Raw genomic sequence first — 21,868 nt, 5'->3', positions numbered from 1 at the left:
CTCCTTATTCAGCCGGGACCGCGACGGTCAGGCTGGCCTCTTTGGCCGGCGCTTTCCGTACAGTCATCCACAGGTTGTAGCACATGATCAGCGAGCCAGCGACGAACATCACGCCACCCAGCGCACGCACCACATACATCGGGAACTTCGCGGCAACGGTGTCAGCGAACGAATTCACCAAGAAGCCATTGGCGTCCACTTCACGCCACATCAGGCCTTCCATGATACCGGTGACCCACATCGACGCCGCGTAGAGAACGATGCCAATGGTGGCGAGCCAGAAGTGCCAGCTGACCAGCTGCAGCGAGTAAAGACGCTCACGCTTCCACAGAACAGGGACCAGGAAGTAAAGAGCACCAAAGGTGATCATACCGTTCCAGCCCAGCGCGCCCGAATGTACGTGACCGATAGTCCAGTCGGTATAGTGGCTGAGGCTGTTCACAGCGCGGATCGACATCATCGGACCCTCGAACGTGGACATGCCGTAGAAGCCGACCGAAATCACCATCATCCGGATCACTGGGTCAGTGCGTAGTTTGTCCCATGCACCCGACAGGGTCATCAGACCGTTGATCATACCACCCCACGAAGGCATCCATAGGATCACCGAGAACACCATGCCAAGGGTCGAGGCCCAATCAGGCAGCGCAGTATAATGCAGGTGGTGCGGACCAGCCCAGATATACAGGAAGATCAGCGCCCAGAAGTGGATGATCGACAGCTTGTAGCTGAATACCGGACGCTCAGCCTGTTTCGGGATGAAGTAGTACATCATACCCAGGAAACCGGCAGTCAGGAAGAAGCCCACGGCGTTGTGGCCATACCACCACTGGATCATGGCATCCTGAACACCAGACCAGACGATGACCGATTTCGATCCCCAGATGCTGACCGGGATGGTCATGTTGTTGACCAGGTGCAGCATGGCGACAGTCACGATAAAGGCCAGATAGAACCAGTTTGCCACGTAGATGTGCGGCTCTTTCCGCTTGATGATCGTGCCCAGATAAACAGCCAGATAGGCAACCCAGACAACGGTCAGCCACAGGTCAACGTACCATTCAGGTTCGGCATATTCTTTCGACTGCGTTCCACCAAGTATATAACCGGTTGCCGCAAGCACGATGAACAGCTGATAGCCCCAGAATACGAACCATGCCAGGTTTCCACCCCAAAGTCGCGCAGCGCTGGTGCGCTGTACGACATAGAACGAAGTTGCGATCAACGCGTTACCGCCAAAGGCAAAGATAACCGCCGATGTATGCAAAGGCCGCAGACGCCCGAAATTAAGATAGCCCTGCGCCCATTCGAAGTTCAGCGCCGGAAAGGCTAGCTGGAACGCAATAAAAGTCCCTGCCAGGAACCCGACTACCCCCCAGAATGCGGTTGCGATCACGCCGTAGCGGATCACATCATCCATATACTCACCAGAGCGGTCGACGAGGATATCTGGCTCTTCCGTGTTTCTAAGCGTCCAGATGAACAGACCGCCGGCGACCAACATCACCAGAATTGCGTGCACCTGATACGCCAAATCCCGTGCGTAGTTAGAGCCGATGGCTGCGAACAGCACCACCAGCCCAAGCACGATCAGCTTGATGTAATTTGACATATTGCGTCCCTTTGCCATGCCTCGCGCGATTCTTCGTGTCACGCGAAACCTTTTTGACTGCATGCTGTAATGCAGCGAGGTCGCCTTTGACGCTTTGATCTGCATCAAGACAAGCCTCTGTTTTCTGTGAGAGGTATTTTGCAGAAACAGACACGCGCTGGCAACGGACAGCGCCGGAAACATGAGGTCGACATGGCATTTAAATCTCTTCTTACGGTCATGACGGAAACCAAGCTTTCTCAGAACGCACTGGCACAAATGGTGGCATTGGCAGAAGGGCAGGACGCCCATGTCGAAGCGTTGTGTCTTGGCGTCGATCGCAGTCAGACCGGTTATTATTATGCCGGTGCAAACGCTTTGATCCTGCAGGAGACCCTGAGCCGTGCCAATGCCGAGGCGGACGAGATACTCGCCTACGCTCAGGATTATCTGGGTAAGTCGGGCGTGCGCTGGTCCGCTGAAAACGGGGTAGCTCAGATCGCTGATCTCGGGCGACATGTCGCACGTCGCGCGCGCTTTTCGGATCTCGTGGTATTGCCGCGACCTTATGGAAAAGACCGCGACGCAGAAGCTGAACCCATCGTCGAGGCCGCCATGTTCGAAGGCCATTCGCCGGTGCTGTTAGTGCCCGATGATAACAAACCGATTTCGACCCCAAATACCGTCATGGTGGGCTGGAACGAAAGCGTCGAAGCGATGCGCGCCATCCGTCGCGCGTTGCCATTCTTGAAGCAGGCCGAACTCACACGGATTGTTGTGATTGATCCACCGCGTCATGGGCCGGATCGATCGGATCCGGGCGGTCTGCTATCTCAGATGCTGGCGCGACATGGGGTGAAGTGCGAAATCGACGTGCTCAGCAAGACCATGACGCGCGTCTCGGACATCCTCAATCGCCACGCTGCCGATACCGAGGCCGATATGATCGTTATGGGGGCCTATGGCCATTCGCGCTTTCGCGAGGCCATTTTGGGCGGTGCGACCCGCAATATGCTGGAGCAATCAGAAATCCCCGTGTTTCTGGCCCACTGACGACGCCAACAAACGCAAAAGCCGCCCGTGTCTGGTGCGGCTTTATGTCTTGCGGATCAGGCCGATCAGGAACAGCAGGATCACCGCGCCGATAGTGGCAAAGAAGATCGAAGAGATGAGCCCTCCGCCAACCGCAAAGCCCAGGGCTGGAAAGATCGTGCCTGCCAGAAACGCACCGACAATCCCGACTATAACATTCCCGATCAGGCCGAACCCACGCCCTTCCATGATTTTTCCCGAAAGCCAGCCAGCAATCGCGCCGATGAACAGCATGGCGAGTAAACCGCTAAATTCCATAAGGGACTCCCAATTGTTCGAGGGCGGCGGGCTGAGGCATCAGACCAGAAATCCGCCATCGGTATCGTCGCCCGCCTCTTCCATTAGGCGCCCCATATCGGGGATTGTTACATGGCGTTTACCTTCCAGAGTAATGACCTGATCTTTCTTCAAGGCGGAAATCTGCCGGCTGACAGTTTCCAGGGTCAGCCCAAGATAGTCGGCCATCGCCTCGCGCGTCAGTGGCAGGTCAAAGACAATCGGAGCTACCATTCCGGCTTGATGAATCGATGCGTCCCGGCGCGCGATGATCGAAAGCAGGCTGGCAATCTTTTCCCGCGCCGTCTTGCGCCCAAGTACCAGCATCCACTCACGGGCCGCATCCAATTCGTCCAACGTCATTTCCAGCAGGCGCTGCGAGATGTGCGGCGTCGTGATCATCATGTCCTCGAACGGCTTTTTGCGGAAACAACACATCATCAGATCGGTGGTCGCCACCACGTCGTATGGCGCGTTGTCTCGTCCAGGGCGACCCACGAAATCGCTGGGCAGCAGCAGGCCGACCATTTGCCTGCGCCCATCCTCCATCGTCTGTGTCAAAGACGCGATTCCCGACACGACCGAGCCGACAAAATTCATCGGATCGCCGGACCAGATGATCGTCTGCCCCGCCTCAAAGCTGCGGTAGTACTTGATGTTCTCAAGCTCTTCCAGCTCGTCCTTTTCGCAATGCGCGCACACCGCACGATGCCGGATCGGGCATTCTGCGCAATTGGTGTGGTCGAATTGGGCCTTGAGTGTCATTCGCGCTTCCATTTGATTTCGGTCAAAGTACCCTGGGCCCTCCAGCTATAGTCATATCTTTATGACACTGAAACCTCAACTGGCACGGCTTGGACTTTTTGACGCGAAAGTACCGCGTTACACAAGCTATCCCACCGCACCCCACTTCAGCAATGACGTCGGGGCTGATCTGTTTAGCGACTGGATTTCCGGGATTGCTCCGGGCAGTTCAATCTCGCTTTACATCCACGTACCCTTCTGCCGTCGGCTGTGCTGGTTTTGCGCCTGCCGGACACAAGGCACCCAGACGGATAACCCGGTCATCGCCTATGTCGACGTGCTAAAGGCCGAGCTGGATTTGCTGGCGGCACGCCTGCCAGAGGGTGTTACATTGTCGCGGCTGCACTGGGGCGGCGGCACGCCGACGCTGTTGAATGCAGACCTGATGCGGGATCTGGCCGCGCGAATCCTTGAGATTGTGCCTTTAGGCCCAGACGCCGAGTTTTCCGTCGAGATCGATCCGAATGAGATCGACGAAGCCCGGCTGGATGCACTGGCCGAAGCCGGGATGAACCGCGCATCGATCGGTGTTCAGGATTTTGACGACGAAATCCAGAAAACCATCGGTCGCATTCAAAGCTATGACACCACCCGCGAAGCAGCCGAGATGATCCGAGCGCGTGGTATATCCAGCCTGAATGCGGACATCCTTTATGGCCTGCCCCACCAGACCAAGGCGCGCATGACCGAAAGTGTGCAAAAGCTGTTGTCGCTGAACCCTGACCGGGTCGCACTCTATGGCTACGCGCATGTGCCGTGGATGGCCAAGCGCCAGCAGTTGATTCCATCAGATGCCCTGCCCACACCGGAACAGCGACTGGAACTTTTTGAAACCGCCCGGCGACTGTTCCTATGGGACAATTATGCCGAGATCGGGATTGACCACTTCGCGACGCAGGACGATGGGCTGACCCATGCGCTGCGCGCTGGTCGATTGAAACGGAATTTCCAGGGCTATACAGACGATCAAGCTCCTATTCTGATTGGCTTGGGTGCCAGCTCGATCTCACGCTTCCCGCAAGGATATGCGCAAAACGCACCAGCAACCTCGGCTCATACGAAGGCCATACGCGAAGGGCGGTTCTCGACGTCGCGCGGGCATTTGTTCAAAGGTCAGGATGTTCTACGGTCTCGTCTGATCGAAGCATTGATGTGCGATTTTCAGATCAACTCGGCCGAGATTCTGCGCGATTATGACATTTCAACTGCGGAACTGCAGCAAATGTACGCAACGGCAAACGCGGCCTTCGACGGGTTGCTACGCGTGGATGAAAACGGATTGTTCATACCGCCCGAAGCACGTGCGCTGACCCGCATGATCGCGCGCAGCTTTGACACGTATGATCTGAGTAAGGCTGGGCATAGTTCCGCGATCTGAACACTCTTCGGCAGGTCGTTTTTCGCGACCTTCCCTTACAAACCGGCACGGGGGCTTGACGCATGCCTTCGGTTTTCTCCACACTCAAGGGGTGGAGAGACCCACCTCTTCACAGCCTGAGGCAGGCAAACGCAGACAGTTCTTGCCGACGCGCATGCGTTCGACAGCCCTTTTCGTGCAGCCATACTGCAACCTGAAAGAGGGACAGCACTCATGCGCGTTTTCACCGTCCTCGGCCCCAGCCAATCGGGCAAATCCACCTTGGTCGAAGCGATCAGCCGCCTCGACGGGCGGCCCAACACATTCGATGTTGCCGGAACCGTGCATCTGCACGGTTTTTCTTATTTAAACGAACCGTGGTGCGCGGTGGACGTAGACGGAGGCGGCGATGCGCTGGCCTATGTCGGCCCGGCCATGGCGATCTCGGACGCAGCAGTTGTGGTTGTCCCACCTGACCCCGATGCTGCCGTTCTGTGTGCCCCGTATCTGAGGTTGGTCGAAGAAGCAGGCATTCCCTGTTTTTTATTCATCAACCGCATGGACAGCCCCAACGGTCGCATCCGCGACATCGTTGCTGCACTGCAGACCTATTGCACCCACCACATCGCTCTGCGGCAGGTGCCGATCCGCGACGGAGACACCATTATCGGCGCAGTCGATCTGATCTCGGAACGCGCCTGGAAGTATCAGGAGGGGCAGCCCTCGGCCCTGATCGAGCTACCGCAATCAGTGGAAGACCGCGAACAGGAAGCACGCACCGAGTTGTTGGAGACCCTATCGGATTTCGATGACAATCTGCTGGAGCAACTGATCGAGGACAAACAGCCCCCCAGCGAGGAGGTCTACGAGCTGGCTGCACAGGTCTTGCAGAACCATCAGCTGATCCCGGCTTGTCTGGGTGCCGCGAGCCATGGCAACGGTCTGACCCGCTTGATGAAGGCGCTGCGCCATGAGGCACCGGAATTCAACATTGCAGCTGATCGGGATGAGGCCGAAGAAAACGCACGTGCCATCGCAGGCTTTGCAGATGTGAAGAAGCATATCGGTAAGATCACCGTATTGCGTGGTCTGGGCGACGGTGTGAAAGCACATGAATCCCTTGGTGGCGAAACTGTGGGAAACCTGACAACCCTGGACGCCAAGACCCAAATCAGCGCGCTTGAGGCCGGGCAGATCGGCCTTGCTGTCAAATCCGACCACCTTAATCCTGGCTTTATCTATGACAGCGCGGCGGCAACGCCGTTGCCGGAATGGGCCTCATCCCATCCAGCCGCGCATCGTCAGGTCGTATCGCCCGCGCATGAGCGAGACGACGTGCGCCTGTCGAACGCATTGACCCGGTTGGTTGAGATCGACCCCGGCCTGCACCTGGAGCAAGACGAGTTGAGCGGTCATTCTATTCTGGGCTCACAAGGCCCGCAGCACATGCGCCGCGTGACCGCCAAACTCGCCGAAGATTTCGGCATCGAGATTGAGGCCGAAGCCGCCGGAACCGCCTATCGCGAGACCATCCGCACGAAGGTCGATCATCGCCACCGCCACCGCAAGCAATCCGGCGGTGCAGGTCAATTCGCTGATGTGGTGATCTCAATCGCGCCGCTGCCGCGCGGCTCGGGGTTTCAGTTCGAAGAAGTGGTCAAAGGCGGGGCCGTACCCCGGAACTACATTCCTTCGGTTGAACATGGGGCCAAGGACGCACTGGTTGAGGGGCCTGAAGGTTTCCCTGTGGTGGACGTCAAGGTGACGCTCAGCGACGGCAAGCACCATAACGTGGACAGTTCGGATTATGCCTTCCGCACCGCTGGCAAGAACGCGGTACGTGAAGCGCTGCCCGAGGCGAAACCCGTCGTCTTGCAACCGATCCTGAATGCCGAGATCCATCTGCCTTCAACCTTCGTCGGTGACCTGGTCCCCACGATCAGTTCCTTGCAGGGTCAGGTGCTAGGTTTCGAAGGCAATCCCAACGCCTCAGGCTGGGAAATCTTCAATGCGACACTCCCCGCCGTGGCCGAGGATGAACTGCACCGCACACTTGCCAGTGCTACCCGCGGGACCGGTTGGGTCAAACTACAATTCGATCACTATGAAGAGCTGCGCGGCCCCGTTCCCGCGTCAGCCAAAAATAAGGAAATAGCCTGACATCAAAGGCGCGGGCTGCGTGTCAGCCCGCCGCCGCGATCAGCTCGCGGGTATAGTCGGTCTGGGCGTGTTCGAACAAATCTTCGGCAGCGCCCATCTCGACCACATCGCCGTTTCGCATGACGATCACGTTGTGGGACATCGCGCGCACGACCTTCAGATCGTGACTGATGAACAGGTAGGCCAGCCCGTATTTCCTTTGCAGGTCACGCAGCAGGTCAACGATCTGCACCTGCACGGTCATGTCCAGCGCACTTGTAGGCTCGTCCAGAACCAGCAGCTTGGGCCGCAACACCATGGCGCGGGCGATGGCGATCCGCTGGCGTTGCCCGCCGGAAAACTCATGCGGATAACGGTCCATCGCAGAGGGGTCCAATCCGACCTCGTTCATCACTTCGGCCACCAGATCGCGCGGGGCGCGATGAGGATCGACCTTATGGATGGCCAGCCCCTCGGCGATGATCTGCATGCAGGTCATCCGCGGGCTGAGGCTGCCGAACGGATCCTGAAATACGATCTGCATATCCTTGCGCAACCGCCGCAACTCGCGCGTTGACCAGCGGCGCACATTCTGGTCGCGGAAAGTGATCCCGCCCTCGGACGCGATCAGACGCATGATGGCCAACGCAAGCGTCGTCTTGCCCGAACCGCTCTCCCCCACGATCCCAAGCGTTTCCCCGGCACGAACGCTGAGGGTCGCGTCGTTGACGGCCTTCACATAGCCTACGGTCCGTTTCAGGAAACCGCGCTGGATCGGGAACCAGACTTTCAGGTGATCAGTGCGGGCTACCTCTTCGGCATCCGGGGCCACCGGGTCAGGGTGCCCGGACGGCTCGGCCTCCAGAAGCTTGCGAGTATAGGGGTGTTGCGGGTTGTCGAAAATCTCCGTTGTCACTCCGGCTTCGACAATTTCACCGTCCTTCATCACGCAAACCCGGTCGGCGATGCGGCGGACGATGCCAAGGTCATGGGTGATGAACAACATCCCCATGTTCTCGGACTTTTGCAGTTCGGCCAGCAACTCCAGAATCTGCGCCTGGATGGTGACGTCCAGCGCCGTTGTCGGCTCATCCGCGATCAAAATGTCCGGCTTGTTCGCCAACGCCATCGCGATCATCACGCGTTGACGCTGCCCGCCGGACAACTGGTGCGGATAGCTGTCCAGCCGTTCCTCGGGGTCTCGGATGCCGACCTTGGTCAGCAGTTCTACAATCCGTTCCCGCGCCTCATCGCCGGTAACGCCCTGATGCAGAGCCAGCGATTCCGCCATCTGTTTCTGGATCGTGTGCAATGGATTGAGCGAGGTCATCGGCTCCTGAAAGATGAAACTAATGTCGTTGCCGCGCACGTCCATCAACCTGTCTTCGGACGCGCCAATCATCTCTTGACCGCCATAGGTGACTGAGCCTTCGACAATTGCGCTATCACCCAGCAGCGACACAGTGCTCAACGCCGTCACGGATTTGCCCGAACCGGATTCGCCCACCAAAGCCACCGTTTCACCCCGGTCGACGGTAAAGGACACGCCTTTGACTGCCGCACTCACCTGCCCGTCCTGCCGGAACGAGACCTTGAGGTTGTTCACATCCAAAAGGCTCATGAGAAGGTCTTTCTGGGATCAAACGCATCGCGGACGCCTTCAAAAATGAAGACCAACAGCGACAGCATGATGGCAAAGGTGAAGAAGGCAGTGAAGGCCAGCCACGGTGCCTGAAGGTTCTGTTTCGCCTGCAAAGTCAACTCTCCAAGCGACGGGGCTGAAGACGGCAAACCGAAGCCAAGGAAGTCCAGCGAAGCCAGCCCACCGATGGTTCCGGTCACGATGAACGGCATGAAGGTCAGCGTGGCGACCATCGCATTAGGCAGCATGTGGCGAAACATGATCGTCATGTTACCCACGCCCAGCGCCCGCGCGGCACGGACATACTCCAAATTTCGTGCCCGCAGGAATTCAGCGCGCACGACGCCCACCAGTCCGGTCCAACTGAACAGGATCATCAGAATCACCAAGAGCCAGAAACTTCGCCCAAGAATCGCGAACATGATGATAATGACATAAAGCGAGGGTGTCGCCGACCAGATCTCGATAATACGTTGGAAGATCAGATCCAGCCAACCGCCAAAGAACCCCTGAATGGCCCCAGCAAAAATGCCGATCAGACTGGCCACGCCGGTGACGAGTAAAGTGAACAGGATCGACAGGCGGAAGCCATAGATGACACGAGCTAGCACATCTCGCTTGGTGTCGTCAGTGCCGAGCAGATTCTGACCATTAGGCGGCAGCGGTGCAGCGCCCGGGCGGTCCACGCTGGTGTTGAAGGAATACGGGATTGGAGGCCAGATGGCCCAGCCTCGCTCAAACCCATCCGCTTCGAACGTGCCCGCCTTGATTTCGTCGATGATACCTTCGGGGTCGTCGAAGCACTGATCCAATCCGCCGCTATCGATCAGGCACATGACCTCGGGGTCGCGATAGATCGCCTCGGTCTGGAAATCGCCTCCGAATTCCGTTTCAGCGTAAAAGTTGAAGACAGGCGTGTAGATTTCACCCCGGTACTTTACCAGGATCGGTTTGTCGTTGGCGATGAACTCGGCAAACAGCGATAGGCCGAACAACACCGAGAAGATGATCAGCGACCAGAACGCCCTGCCATTGCGCCGGAAATTGCGCCAACGGCGCTGATTGAGAGGGGAGAGTGCCATTTACCCCTCCCGCTTTTCGAAATCGATACGCGGGTCAACGAGCACATACATCAGATCGCTGATAATGCCGACGACCAGCCCCATCAGGCCAAATATGAAAAGCGTACCAAAAATCACCGGATAGTCGCGCGCCACTGCCGCCTCAAAGCCCAGACGCCCAAGACCATCGAGCGAGAAAATGGTTTCGATGATGATCGATCCACCGAAGAACACACCAATGAATACAGCAGGGAAACCTGCAATCACGATCAGCATCGCGTTGCGGAAGACATGACCATACAGCACCTTGCTTTCACTCAAACCCTTGGCGCGAGCGGTCATCACGTACTGCTTCTTGATCTCATCCAGAAACGAGTTCTTGGTCAGCAGCGTCAGCGTCGCAAAGGCCGAGATGGTCAGCGCGATTATCGGCAAAGCGATGTGCCAGAAATAGTCAGTAATCTTTCCAAACAGGCTGAGGCTGTCCCAGTTGTCCGAAGTCAAACCCCGTAGCGGGAAAATCTGCCAGTAAGAGCCACCGGCGAACAACACCAGCAGCAGAATGGCAAACAGGAAACCGGGGATAGCATAGGCCACGATGATCGCACCGCTGGTCCAAGTATCAAAGCTCGACCCGTCCTTGATCGCCTTGCGGATACCTAGCGGGATCGAGACCAGATAGGCGATCAGCGTCGACCACAGACCCAGCGAAATAGACACCGGCATCTTTTCCAGAACCAGATCAATCACACTGATCGAGCGGAAATAGCTCTCGCCAAAATCCAGCGTCAGGTAGTTGCCCATCATGCCCAGAAAGCGTTCCAGTGGCGGTTTGTCGAAGCCAAACTCTTTTTCCAGTTCAGCGATGAATTCGGGCGGAAGGCCACGCGCACCGACGTATTTGTCATCAAAGGCACCACCTGCGGGCTCGGCCCCGGCTCCGGCGTCGCCACCACCGGCGAACCCAGCAAAGACGTCGCCCTGCCCTTCGATCTGCGCGATGATCTGTTCAATGGGACCACCGGGCACGAACTGCACCAGCGTGAAGTTGACGATCATGATGCCCAGAAGAGTCGGAATGACCAGCAACAGGCGTCTTAGGATATAGGCGCCCATGTTATCGCAGTGCGCCTTTGGCTTTCAGGTCAGCCTCTTTCTCGGGGTTGATCCACCACAGATCGAGATACCCAAGCGAGAATGGAGGCAGGTTTTCAGGGTATTCGTACATGTCGTAATAAGCCGTCCAGTAATCCGCCACATACCCATCGGGAATGACGAAGAACTCATAACGCAAGACACGATCCAACGCCATCAGCGCAGCATCCTGTTCTGCCTGATTTGTCGTGTCGAATGACGCTTCGATCACAGCGTCAACAAGCGGGCTGGCAAGACCGGCAGGGTTGAACAAGCTAAACGCGGCTTCTTCCGAACCGTACATCTGACTGAGACCACCACCGGTCGACAGGAACGAGCCATAGCGGTTCGAATATACCATATCATAATCACGCTCACGCCGCCGCAGGGTGAATTGAGAAGGATCTACTTTCTCGGCCGAAGCATCCACACCGATCGACTGCAGGTTCTGCACATAGGTCTCGATCATGGTGGCGGTCGAGGTTGGAATGCTCGACGCATACGGAATATTGACCTTCAGCGTCTGCCCATCGGCATTGCGGCGCAGATTGCCGTCGCCGACGGGCCAACCAGCCTCGTCCAGCAGTTTCGAGGCTTGCCGCAAATTGCGACGGTCGTTCAACCGAGCTGGATTGGATTCGTGGACGACAAGCGCAGGCTCGCTGAACACCTCGGCCGGAACCACGTCACCCAGCGTTTCCAGAAACGCCAGTTCGGCACCCTCCGGCACGCCTGTCGCTTCAAGATGTGTCCCCTGCACAAATGAACTGCGCGGTGCGTTCAGACCGAACATCAGCGATTCATTTGCCCATTCGAAATTGAACGCCAGCGCCAGCGCTTTACGCACATTCTTGTCGGCAAATTGAGGCTTGCCCAGATTGAAAACGAAACCCGACGGCGTTGGTGGGCTACCATCCACGATCTCGTCCTGCACGACAAACCCTTCGCTGAGTTTCGGGAAATCGTAACTAGAGGCCCAGAGCTTGGGGTCACTTTCGATACGCATCGTGTATTCGCCCGCCTTGAACCCTTCGAAGGCGGCGGTTTGATCCGCGAAATACTCGATCCGGATAGTGTCGTAATTGTTGCGGCCTATGTTGATCGGCAGATCCTTGCCCCAATAATCGTCGCGACGCTTGTAGACGATACGACGGTTGATGTCATAGCTGTCCAGTTTGTAAGGACCTGAACCAACGGCGACCTCCAGCCGCGGTTCGTCCAGACGACGGCTTTCATCGGCCTCGAACCAGGCTTTTGAAAATACCGGGGTCGACCCGACGGTTTCGATCAACCCGCGCCGGGTGACATCCGGACTAAAAGTAAATTTTACAGTGTGGTCGTCCAGAGCTTCAGCCCCTGTAACCATGCGCCCGACGGCTTGCGCATAAGACGGCAAACCCTGCTCAATGAACAAACGATGACTATAGACGACGTCTTCGGCAGTCACCGGGGTGCCATCCCAGAACATAGCTTCGGGGCGCAGATTGAAGATCACATAATTGCGCCCTTCGTCATATTCCATACTTTCCGCAACAACCCCATAATACTGCCCGACACTGTCCGCGGTACTTTCGATCAGCGGGTCATATTGAAGCGTGGTCAAAGCGCCTGCCCGCCCCTTGCGCGAATAAGGGTTCAGGGAATCAAACGTACCTGAGCCCGATAAAGACAGCTCTCCGCCCTTTGGTGCGTCTGGGTTGACGTAGTTCAAGTACGGATAGTCGGCCGGATAATCCAGATTTCCGAAATAGGAATACCCGTGGCTGCGCGTGACGCCCTCTTCATTGGCACGGGCAGGATCGCTGCTGCCCAGAACCAGTGTCGCCGAAATCCCCAAAGCCGCAGCCCAAGCGTGAATTCCGGTAAAGCGCATCTGGGGCAGAAGGGGTTTCATCAGGCTCGTCCTCTGAATTTCTGTCATCTTCATTGTCGTGCCCGCCAGCTAAAGGTCCAGCACTGTCAGTTGCAAGTTTAGAATGCGTGAACGCTTTGTGAAGTTCTTCTCAGACAAAAAATAAAGCCGCTGCGCAAGGCAGCGGCTTTAAATCCTGCAAATCTGATCAACAGATCAGTTGCCGATGGTCTGCAGATACGCAATCAGATCGGCGCGTTCTTGTGGTTTTTTCAGGCCAGCAAAGCTCATCGAAGTGCCCGAGATATAGGCGCTTGGGCGTTCCAGGAACGCGTCCAGGGCTTCGGGTGTCCAGTTGCCACCATGCGCCTGCATCGAGGCCGAATAACCGGTAAAGCCTTTAGCTGAGGCAACCGGGCGATCTACGACACCGTAAAGGTAAGGACCTGTACCATTGGCGCCGTCTTCCAACTTGTGGCAGGCGGTGCACTTGCGGAATACACGTGCGCCCTTTTCAGGGTCGGCTGCAGCCAACATATCTTCGAAGACCACTTCTTCGCCGTCCGCGCTTTCGCCCGAGCTTTCGGTTTCGATAATGTAAGCAGCTTCGGCAAGATGGCTGTCAGAGCTATAGAGGACATCCGCCCCCCATTTTGCCAGAAGCAACACCAGGAAGGTGCCAAACAAGCCGGCTGCGGCTTTGGTAACTGTCATCGTGTCGAACATTTTGATCGCGTGTCCATTTCAGCTGTCTGCGGGGTGTCTAAGGCTTCCCCTGAGAAGACGCAAGGTATAGACACCGCGACTAAACGCCCAATTCAAGAACTTGTTGCACGGAAACGACCAAATGACCAATCGCATAGCATTTCAGGGAGAACCCGGCGCATACAGTCACGAAGCCTGCCGGAACGCGCGACCGGATATGGACGCCCTGCCCTGCCGCACTTTCGAAGATGTGATCGAATCAGTGCGCTCAGGTGAGGCTGATCTGGCCATGCTACCGGTGGAAAATACCACCTATGGTCGTGTGGCCGATATTCACCGCCTGCTTCCGCATAGCGGGCTGCACATCATCGACGAAGCATTTGTGCGCGTGCACATCAACCTGTTGGGCGTACCGGGCGCGACTCTGGAGGATATCACTGAGGCGCATTCCCACCTCGTCTTGCTACCACAATGCGCAGGTTTCCTGAAGCAACACGGAATTCGTGGCAGGGTCAGCCCGGATAATGCTCGTGCCGCACGCGAGGTCGCCGAGATCGGCGACAAACACTCCGCAGCGTTAGCCAGTGAGCTGGCAGGTGAGATTTACGGCCTTAACGTTTTGGCCCGTCACATTGAAGATCAGGGCGACAACACGACCCGTTTTCTGGTGATGTCTCGTGAGGCCGACGAATCGCGCCGTGGTGATCACGGCATGATCACAAGTTTTGTCTTTCAGGTGCGTAACATCCCGGCGGCGCTGTACAAAGCGATGGGCGGATTTGCCACCAACGGAATCAACATGACCAAGCTGGAAAGCTATATGGTCGACGGGTCCTTCACCGCGACCCAGTTCTATGCCGATATCGTGGGCCATCCGGGCGATCGAAATGTGCAACTGGCGATGGATGAGCTTGAGCATTTTACCACCAACGTAGAAGTCCTCGGCGTTTATCCGGCGGCGCAACCTCGTGGATAGTGCAGGCAATCGGCTCGCCCCTTCAAAGGAACGGCCTGGATAGGCGGGGCAACTACGCTTGCAGCTTAGAACGATATCTTGAGTCCTTGGGTGCGACATCCTGAAAGTGCGGCGGATTACGGGTTGGTCACTCCGTTCCCATGCGATAGACCTTGCAAATCGCGCCATCCATCTGCCGGTACTCTCTGAATCCCATCGCCTCATAATAGCCAAGGCCGTCGGAATTGTTGGCCCCGATCGTAGCATCGATAGCGGGCAATCCCTGCTGCCTAGCGGCTTGAAGAGAACGTTTGAACAACGCCCGACCGATACCACATCGCGCTGCGGACGGTTTGATATGCGTCCCAATGATGCCCCACCCGACCGCAACGCCATACGGGTTGTTTCGGGTGGCAAGCTTCAACGACTGGAAACCCAGTATCTGTCCGTCCGGCGCAACGGCAAGGCTACACTGAATCCGCTCAGGGTCGAAGATGTAATGCGTCAGTGCAAAGGCGCTGTCGGCGGGCTTGGTCCGCTTTCCGGCCGCTACAAGCGCTGTTAGCACACCGGACAAGCCATCCGCATCGGCTTCGACAGCGTCGCGTATGATCGGTCTCGTTAAAGTGCTCATCTACTTCTCGGTTGTCAGACACCATGGAGGTGTCGTTCCTCCATATCGCGCGCGAATTCGCTGAGACGGGTCTGGAACTGCCGCCTGAATCGGGATTGCCCTAACTTCAGGGATTGAAGCAATAGGCGGGCGGGCAGCGTTTTCGCACCCAGCGAAGTTTCAACGCGCAGCCGTGTCCGACGTTGGGAAAGCGCCAGAAGCTCGATCACCGTGTCGCCGTTCATTCCCTTGCTGCTGGACTGGAACCGCATCAAGGACGGGCGGTCGCATTCAGTCATCTCGATAATGATATGACGTGGCTTGCCACGTATCTTGAATTCGGTCTCCCAGGTTATTCCGGCCTGCGGCACAACCGACCCCGTGACCCGACGCACATCGACCCCGCGCCGCAAGGCTTTGCGTTCAAAGCGTTCAAAATCCGAGACCATGTTGAAGACCGTCTCGATCGGGACATCGATATCTTCCTGCGCTGAAAACTGCATGTTTGCTTTTCTCTGCCCTAGATTGGGTTCAGTTTCTCGTCAGTCCAACGTGTCTGCAAGCCAGTGTTGCAACAAAAAGTGCGCAATCGCACCTTTTCGGGCAGGCAACAGCTTAGGGTGATCCCCAGCGAAGGCCTGCATCATCTCGGTCCGTGTGACCCAGATCGCATCCTCGATCTCGACCGGATCGATCTGGATATCGCGCGATAACGCCTCGCCTGCGCATCCAAACATCAGGGATGCGGGAAAGGGCCAGGGTTGGCTTGCGAGATAGCTCACCGCACCCACGGGCACGCCCGCCTCTTCCATCACTTCGCGCCGCACAGCGGCTTCCAGCGTTTCACCGGGCTCAACAAAACCAGCCAAAAGCGAATACATGCCTTCAGGCCAGCCCGGAGAGCGCCCCATCAGCACCGAATTGCCATGGGTAATCAACATGATGACCACAGGATCGGTGCGCGGGAAATGCTGGCCGCCGCAGGCCGGGCAACTGCGCTGCCATCCACCCTGAGACATCTCGCTGCGGGCACCACATCGGGCACAGAATTGATGCGTTTCGTGCCAGCCGATCACCGCCTTGGCGGTTGCCGCAATCTCTGCGTCTCGTGGGTTGAGGCGTGTCATGATGCGGCGCAGCTCGGCAAAGACACACCCCTCGGGCAGATCAGGGTGCTGCTGTTCGCTGCGGTCGACAAAATCTCCGACACCGGATAAATCCAGCCCTTCAGCCGCCCAGCCCGAGATGTCCATGGCAAAAAGCGGCGATCCATCCTCGGATTTTCCAAGGAAAATCGGTTGCTCGATCACACCGCCCGGGCCCTGTTCGAGAATCTTGTGCGTCATCGGAAGCCGGACGAGCCGGTCCAGTGCCTCACCCTCAACCAACAGTTTGCCGCGCCACAGCAACACACATGTTGCCAAAGGGTCACTATAAACCTGTGCCAGTTTGTCCGCGTCGCCGCGCAGCAAACCCGCCCGATCCAGTGCCGAGCCGCCAAATGTCACCTGTTCTGCGCGTTTCATGCCTGCCGTTCCTGACTGCCGCGCAAAGGGCTGCCACGTCTTACCTGATCGTGCAACGGGTATCGACCAAACATTTTTCGACCCTGCCGCGGAATGACCGCAGCATCGCCCCGGAAATTGCATTAAATCGACCTCATGGTGGAAACGTTGACACACTGACAGCTAGAAGTTGAAGATATTGAAATCAAAGCATTTAATGCGACAACGAAGAGATGCAGATGATGGCGCACGGATTCGAATCCTTGCAACATCCGATCTACACATGCACCTGACGTCATATGATTACTATTCGGATCGCCCCGAACCCGCGATTGGTTTGACCCGTACCGCCAGCCTGATTCACGAGGCGCGCAGACAGGCTGAACGCGATGACGCCCTTGTGCTGTTGTTTGACAATGGTGATAGCCTGCAGGGAACGCCATTTGGCAATTGGGCAGCTGAAAACGTGTCAGACGCCCATCCCCTGCCACGCGCGTTCAACACGTTGAACTATGACGCGATCGGATTGGGCAATCACGATTTCGGATTTGGGCTGGAACTCGTCAATCGCATCGCTCGCCAAACCGCCTGCCCAATGATTTGCAGCAATATGCAAACCACTCAGACCGAACAAGGTTGGGATGCACACACGATTCTGCATCGGGTTGTCAGACTAAATGGACAGGACACCGCAATCCGCATCGGGGTTCTTTCTGTTTTGCCCTCTCAAACCGCACAGTGGGAAGCACATCTGCTAACGGACCGGGTCGTGGTAACAGACATTCTGGCCGCTGCGCGGCGCGCTGCTGAAGATCTCAGCGTGCAAGGTTGCGACCTGATTGTCGCCCTTGCGCATACCGGACTGGGATCGGCAATGGCCGAGCCGGATATGGAAAACGCGATCATCCCGCTGGCCGAGATGCCGCTGATTGATGCCGTCGTCGCAGGCCACACCCATCTGACACTGCCCGGAAAGGCGCATGATGGTTATCCATTCGTCGACAGTACGCGGGGGCTTGTCCATGGAACGCCGGTTGTCATGCAGGGTTGGGCCGGGTCTCATCTTGGGATCATTGATCTGACACTGCAAAAAGATACCACCGGCGATTGGCGCATTACAGGCAGCCATGTCGAAGCGCGGGCAATCGCTCAATCGGGCACCGAAATACCCGAATGCCAAAGGATCACAGAGCTGTTTGCGACCGGCCACGCTGCGACGCGCAAAAGGGTGACCAGGCCAGTGGGCACAATCCCACACACGCTGCACAGCTACTTCACATATTGCGTACCGGATCGCGGTCTGGCCTTGGTTGCGGCGGCTCAGGCCGCTGCCCTACGCCCGCATTTGGTCGATACCGACTGGGCAGATTTGCCTATCATATCGTCAGCCGCCCCGGCAAAGTTCGGCGGGCGCGCAGGAAGCAAGTACTACACGGATATCCCCTCAGGCGAGATTTCAGTTCGACATATCGCCGATCTCAGTGTCTTTCCTAATGAATTGCGCGCGGTGCTGGCCTCAGGTTCTCAGATTCGGGACTGGCTTGAGATGTCAGCCGGGCTGTTCCATCAACTTGGCTCAGACGCCCCGATCGATCTTGCCGATCCTCAGCGCACGGGCTTCAACTTCGATGTCCTGCATGGCGTCACCTACCAGATCGATCTTTCGCAACCGGCGCGGTTCGATACGCTCGGTCGAGTGATTGATCCGGCATTTTCCCGCATACGCAACCTGGAATTCGATGGGCAGCCGATTGCGCCTGACCAGAGTTTCCTTGTCGCCACCAATAACTACCGCGCCAATGGCGGTGGTCATTTTCCAATTGCGCGACAAGCCCGTATGATTGACCTGCCTCAGATCAGCATACAGGATACTCTATGCAAATACGTCGCGGGCACATTGCCCGCCGACCCACTCGCGCATGCACCGCGCCCCTTTTCTTTTGTACCAAACCAAAGGCAGGGCGCGATCCTGACAACGGGGCCGCGCGCGCTACACCATGTTGCAGAACTTGCTGAGTATCATCCACGCATTCTGCCCGACGATGCGGATGGTTTCATGCGTATTCATCTGACCTTCTGACGGGTTGCCATTTTCAGGGGATGCACCTATATCGGCTTTGAGAGGTTGGCGCGGGCGAGCGCCTCGCCAACCTGGTCAGGTCCGGAAGGAAGCAGCCACAACGAGCCCCGCTTGGGTCGATGTCCAACCTCTCACTTAGAACCTATCAGCCGCAGGAGGGCGTTTATGATTGTAACAAAAACCCTTCGGGCAGACCGGTTCTGATCCTTTCCGATCAATTGACTGCCTGAACACGTCACCGGCGGATGCGCGATTGCCATTCGACGGGATTGCTGTTTCTGATCACAGGCAGACCAATGTTACTTTCCTTATCGGACCTCGGATGGTCCTCTCATTTCGCGGCTCAGCATACGGCTGATCCGTCACTTCTTCCGTATCGCATCTCGGCCGTACACCGGGATCGACTGATCGGGCTGAGCCCTGAAGGTGAATCGCCTTTGTTATCTCTGGATCAATCAACCGGTGCATATGCCGTCGGAGATTGGGTTCTGGTGGATGAAAACAAACGAATACGCCGTATGCTGGACCGGCGAAGCCTGCTTCAACGCCGAGCGGCAGGTACCGGAGCTGCAGCGCAGTTGATCGCTGCAAATGTAGACGTGCTGTTCATCGTCAGTTCCTGCAACGCCGATTTTAATCTGCCACGATTGGAGCGGTATCTTGCGCTGGCGCATCAGTCAGGCTGCTATCCGGTGGTCGTTCTGACCAAATCGGACATGTGCGATGATCCGAGCCTTTATGTAGATCAAGCCCAATCGCTCGCCCCGTTTCTGACGGTACTTGCGGTCAACGCGCTGGATCACGGCGATCTCGAACAAGTTCTGTCGTGGTGTCCGAAAGGACAAACCAGCGCCTTGCTTGGATCATCCGGCGTTGGGAAAACGACGCTCGCCAACGGGATGACGGGGCAGGATCAGGCCACCGCAGGTATCCGTGAAGATGATGCGCGCGGCAGGCACACAACAACTGCACGCGCCTTGCATCGCATGCGCAATGGCGGCTGGCTGATCGATACGCCCGGCATGCGCGCGTTGCGTCTGCTGGATGCGCAGGAGGGGTTGGATGAGGTATTTTCGGACATCTCAGACCTCAGCCTGGATTGCCGCTTCTCGGATTGTCAGCACGAGACTGAGCCCGGATGTGCGGTGCAGGCGGCAATCGACGCTGGTACGCTTGATCCCGCGCGGCTGGACCGCTGGCGCAAGCTGCGGCGCGAAGACCAACACAATTCCGCTTCGGTGGCGCAGGCCCGCGCCCGCGACAAGGCGTTCGGCAAGATGGTGCGCAGCGTGATGCACGAGAAAAAATCCCGTAAAGGGCTATAACGAAGCTGGGCACCGACCTACCGGTGCCCAGCGCTATCAGGCGATCAGTCTAGGCCAGACTGCCGCATTCCGTCTTGCGAGTGCACCGATATGGCCGATCTTGGACACTCCGAATTCGCTTGGTGCAAGCAGATGGCGCCCGGCTTTGGGTCCATAGAGATCGGCAAGACGCCAGACAGCATCCGGCGGCACCATTTCATCATCTGCGAAGGTAAACAGATCGACACGTTTGCCCAAGTCTTTCCAGCGGGCGGCGGGCAGTGTCGTGCCGATCTCTGGCACATAGCTTTTGGGGGCGGTGCACCATTTGCGCCATTGCCAATAGACTTGGGCAGGCAGGTCCGATCCAAACCCGACCAACCGCCCGGGCAGGTAGCCAAGCGCCTTGACCACCAGCGGCGCGTGACCATACCAGAACAACGCCGCCAAAGCGCGATAAGGCCAAGGGTGATCCGCCAGCGTTACCAGACCCGAACAGACACAGATCATCCTGTCGATCTGATCGATATCGGGTTGGATCGGGCCAAACATTCCGCCCAAGGAATGACCGATGCTCCATAGCTTGGCCTGCGGAAACCGTCGGCGCATCTCGGCCCGGGCGGATGGAATGTCGATCAACGCCCAATCGGCCATGGTGACATTTGACCGCTTTTGCGAACCCACCAAAGAGTGACCAAAATCCCGGTAATCGTAAGTCAGGCAGGCCATGCCCTGTTCTTCGGCGAGCCATCGGGCGAAGTACTGATAGTAATCCCTCGGCACCCCAGTCGCACCGTTTATGACGACCACCTTTTCGGGGTCGGCAACCGGACGGTAAAGCCGCGCCGACAACATTGCCGGGTCGGACGGGATCTGAAAATCCTCGGTCACAACCGCCTGCTGTGTGTCCAACATGGTGCCCTCCAATACCGACTGAACTGATCAGTTCACCCGAAGCGCCTCAAGTCAAGGTTGACGTGGCTGGACCGTACGTCACTTGCCTGACGCAATCTTCTTGACTCGGGCACGGCGCAGCCGCTAGCCATGTCGCGATGGTTCTCGCGCCCAATCGGGCCGGGATGAAAAGGGAACACGGTGCGGTTCTGCCCGGATAAATCCGGAAAGAACCTAGTCCGAGGCTGCCCCCGCAACTGTAAGCGGAGAGCAATGCCGAGATACCACTGGCCTTGAAGGCTGGGAAGGTCGGCAAAGCGATGACCCGCAAGTCAGGAGACCTGCCATCGGATGTAGAACCGAAACTCGGGAGGGGTGTCCGGGACGGGTTTGATCGTGCTCCGCAACGACCAACCTGTGCCACGCCCTCGCCTTGCGCGCGGAGGGCGCATTGATGATCTGGAAGACCAAAACACACGAATTCGCGGCGACCGTGTGCCAACGTACTGGCGCACCCTGCCCCGCATTGGCACAGATGGCGCGGGCTCTGACGCAGGCCATGTCCGCCACAAAACCGGTCACGAAAACTGAGTTTGTGATTGAAGGCACCATAGATCTGTCGCACTGCCCGGAAGGATGCACCGCCCGCTTTCGCGCCCAATGCGACCAGATACGTGTATTCTGCGGAACCGATCCTGAAATCGATACCGGCCGGCTGGATGACTACGCAGACATGATGTTCGGAACCGAGTACCACAGCCTACCTGCAGACCTGCTAAGGAATCCTCCTTGCGCCATGCTTGAGGCTTCGCTTCTGGTGCAGCACAACGGTGGCGAAATCTCGCCACATGTTGGTGTCTAAGC

General features: G+C 57.3%; 19 protein-coding genes, 1 other RNA gene and 1 riboswitch. Of the genes, 8 read left to right on the top strand and 12 right to left on the bottom strand.

The features are described from left to right. Positions 1 to 4: 4 nt before the first annotated feature. Positions 5 to 1,612 carry a cytochrome-c oxidase, cbb3-type subunit I gene (gene ccoN, locus ACR0AY_RS17265; protein WP_170514706.1) on the bottom strand — a complete coding sequence of 536 codons (1,608 nt, stop codon included), beginning with the start codon at positions 1,610 to 1,612 and terminating at the stop codon, positions 5 to 7. Between the two features lie 192 nt (positions 1,613 to 1,804). Between ccoN and ACR0AY_RS17260 the strand changes: the two genes are divergently transcribed. Next, positions 1,805 to 2,644, top strand: a complete 840-nt coding sequence (locus tag ACR0AY_RS17260; protein WP_170514709.1) for a universal stress protein — start codon at positions 1,805 to 1,807, stop codon at positions 2,642 to 2,644. Between the two features lie 42 nt (positions 2,645 to 2,686). Here ACR0AY_RS17260 and ACR0AY_RS17255 read toward each other — a convergent pair whose 3' ends face one another. Further along, positions 2,687 to 2,941 carry a GlsB/YeaQ/YmgE family stress response membrane protein gene (locus tag ACR0AY_RS17255; RefSeq protein ID WP_170514712.1) on the bottom strand — a complete coding sequence of 85 codons (255 nt, stop codon included), beginning with the start codon at positions 2,939 to 2,941 and terminating at the stop codon, positions 2,687 to 2,689. Positions 2,942 to 2,980: 39 nt separating this feature from the next. Continuing rightward, a complete protein-coding gene (gene fnrL / locus ACR0AY_RS17250; protein WP_170406526.1) occupies positions 2,981 to 3,724 on the bottom strand; it encodes a transcriptional regulator FnrL in 744 nt (247 codons plus the stop codon). Positions 3,725 to 3,785: 61 nt separating this feature from the next. Between fnrL and hemN the strand changes: the two genes are divergently transcribed. Beyond that, positions 3,786 to 5,141 carry an oxygen-independent coproporphyrinogen III oxidase gene (hemN, locus tag ACR0AY_RS17245; RefSeq protein WP_170398643.1) on the top strand — a complete coding sequence of 452 codons (1,356 nt, stop codon included), beginning with the start codon at positions 3,786 to 3,788 and terminating at the stop codon, positions 5,139 to 5,141. 213 nt (positions 5,142 to 5,354) lie between these two features. After that, a complete protein-coding gene (locus ACR0AY_RS17240; protein WP_170514716.1) occupies positions 5,355 to 7,280 on the top strand; it encodes an elongation factor G in 1,926 nt (641 codons plus the stop codon). Positions 7,281 to 7,302: 22 nt separating this feature from the next. Here the strand turns inward: ACR0AY_RS17240 and ACR0AY_RS17235 are convergent, their stop codons facing one another. From ACR0AY_RS17235 to ACR0AY_RS17215, 5 genes are all read right to left on the bottom strand, one after another. After that, complete coding sequence (locus ACR0AY_RS17235; RefSeq protein ID WP_170508809.1) at positions 7,303 to 8,880, bottom strand: ABC transporter ATP-binding protein; 1,578 nt, start codon at positions 8,878 to 8,880, stop codon at positions 7,303 to 7,305. Then, on the bottom strand, positions 8,877 to 9,983 hold the full coding sequence (locus ACR0AY_RS17230) for an ABC transporter permease (protein WP_170398652.1): 1,107 nt from the start codon (positions 9,981 to 9,983) through the stop codon (positions 8,877 to 8,879). Before ACR0AY_RS17230 ends, ACR0AY_RS17235 begins: the two co-directional genes overlap by 4 nt. Next, positions 9,984 to 11,078: a microcin C ABC transporter permease YejB gene (locus ACR0AY_RS17225; RefSeq protein ID WP_170398655.1), complete on the bottom strand. Its 1,095-nt coding sequence runs from the start codon at positions 11,076 to 11,078 to the stop codon at positions 9,984 to 9,986. Between the two features lies 1 nt (position 11,079). Beyond that, complete coding sequence (locus tag ACR0AY_RS17220; protein WP_170514718.1) at positions 11,080 to 12,990, bottom strand: extracellular solute-binding protein; 1,911 nt, start codon at positions 12,988 to 12,990, stop codon at positions 11,080 to 11,082. Positions 12,991 to 13,164: 174 nt separating this feature from the next. Then, complete coding sequence (locus ACR0AY_RS17215) at positions 13,165 to 13,674, bottom strand: c-type cytochrome (protein WP_170398660.1); 510 nt, start codon at positions 13,672 to 13,674, stop codon at positions 13,165 to 13,167. Between the two features lie 121 nt (positions 13,675 to 13,795). On the opposite strand from ACR0AY_RS17215, the gene ACR0AY_RS17210 reads away from it, so the two are divergent. After that, on the top strand, positions 13,796 to 14,629 hold the full coding sequence (locus tag ACR0AY_RS17210) for a prephenate dehydratase (RefSeq protein WP_170398663.1): 834 nt from the start codon (positions 13,796 to 13,798) through the stop codon (positions 14,627 to 14,629). 127 nt (positions 14,630 to 14,756) lie between these two features. Here ACR0AY_RS17210 and ACR0AY_RS17205 read toward each other — a convergent pair whose 3' ends face one another. From ACR0AY_RS17205 to nudC, 3 genes are read right to left on the bottom strand one after another with little or no spacing between them, the layout of a single operon-like run. Continuing rightward, positions 14,757 to 15,242: a GNAT family N-acetyltransferase gene (locus tag ACR0AY_RS17205; protein ID WP_170514721.1), complete on the bottom strand. Its 486-nt coding sequence runs from the start codon at positions 15,240 to 15,242 to the stop codon at positions 14,757 to 14,759. A gap of 14 nt (positions 15,243 to 15,256) precedes the next feature. After that, complete coding sequence (locus ACR0AY_RS17200) at positions 15,257 to 15,724, bottom strand: SRPBCC family protein (protein ID WP_170406543.1); 468 nt, start codon at positions 15,722 to 15,724, stop codon at positions 15,257 to 15,259. A gap of 39 nt (positions 15,725 to 15,763) precedes the next feature. After that, positions 15,764 to 16,747, bottom strand: coding sequence for an NAD(+) diphosphatase (gene nudC, locus ACR0AY_RS17195; RefSeq protein WP_170514724.1), 984 nt, complete (start codon positions 16,745 to 16,747; stop codon positions 15,764 to 15,766). Positions 16,748 to 16,943: 196 nt separating this feature from the next. On the opposite strand from nudC, the gene ACR0AY_RS17190 reads away from it, so the two are divergent. The 3 genes from ACR0AY_RS17190 (at position 16,944) to rsgA (ending at position 20,131) form a co-directional block, all read left to right on the top strand. Beyond that, positions 16,944 to 18,806, top strand: a complete 1,863-nt coding sequence (locus tag ACR0AY_RS17190; protein WP_170514727.1) for a bifunctional 2',3'-cyclic-nucleotide 2'-phosphodiesterase/3'-nucleotidase — start codon at positions 16,944 to 16,946, stop codon at positions 18,804 to 18,806. A gap of 38 nt (positions 18,807 to 18,844) precedes the next feature. After that, positions 18,845 to 18,943: signal recognition particle sRNA small type (gene ffs, locus ACR0AY_RS17185), an RNA gene on the top strand. A 159-nt stretch (positions 18,944 to 19,102) separates the two neighbouring features. After that, positions 19,103 to 20,131, top strand: coding sequence for a ribosome small subunit-dependent GTPase A (rsgA, locus tag ACR0AY_RS17180; RefSeq protein WP_480454458.1), 1,029 nt, complete (start codon positions 19,103 to 19,105; stop codon positions 20,129 to 20,131). A gap of 36 nt (positions 20,132 to 20,167) precedes the next feature. Here rsgA and ACR0AY_RS17175 read toward each other — a convergent pair whose 3' ends face one another. Beyond that, on the bottom strand, positions 20,168 to 21,025 hold the full coding sequence (locus tag ACR0AY_RS17175) for a serine aminopeptidase domain-containing protein (protein ID WP_170514732.1): 858 nt from the start codon (positions 21,023 to 21,025) through the stop codon (positions 20,168 to 20,170). Between the two features lie 121 nt (positions 21,026 to 21,146). After that, positions 21,147 to 21,367: riboswitch (cobalamin riboswitch) on the top strand. A 91-nt stretch (positions 21,368 to 21,458) separates the two neighbouring features. On the opposite strand from ACR0AY_RS17175, the gene ACR0AY_RS17170 reads away from it, so the two are divergent. Next, positions 21,459 to 21,866 (top strand): hypothetical protein, encoded by a 408-nt coding sequence (locus tag ACR0AY_RS17170; protein ID WP_170514735.1) that lies wholly within the window; start codon positions 21,459 to 21,461, stop codon positions 21,864 to 21,866. Positions 21,867 to 21,868: the final 2 nt, after the last annotated feature.

It is taken from the genome of Ruegeria sp. A5 (genome assembly GCF_056543005.1).
The sequence above is the reverse complement of the archived record's forward strand: the minus strand, read 5'-3'. Positions and strand labels throughout refer to the sequence as shown.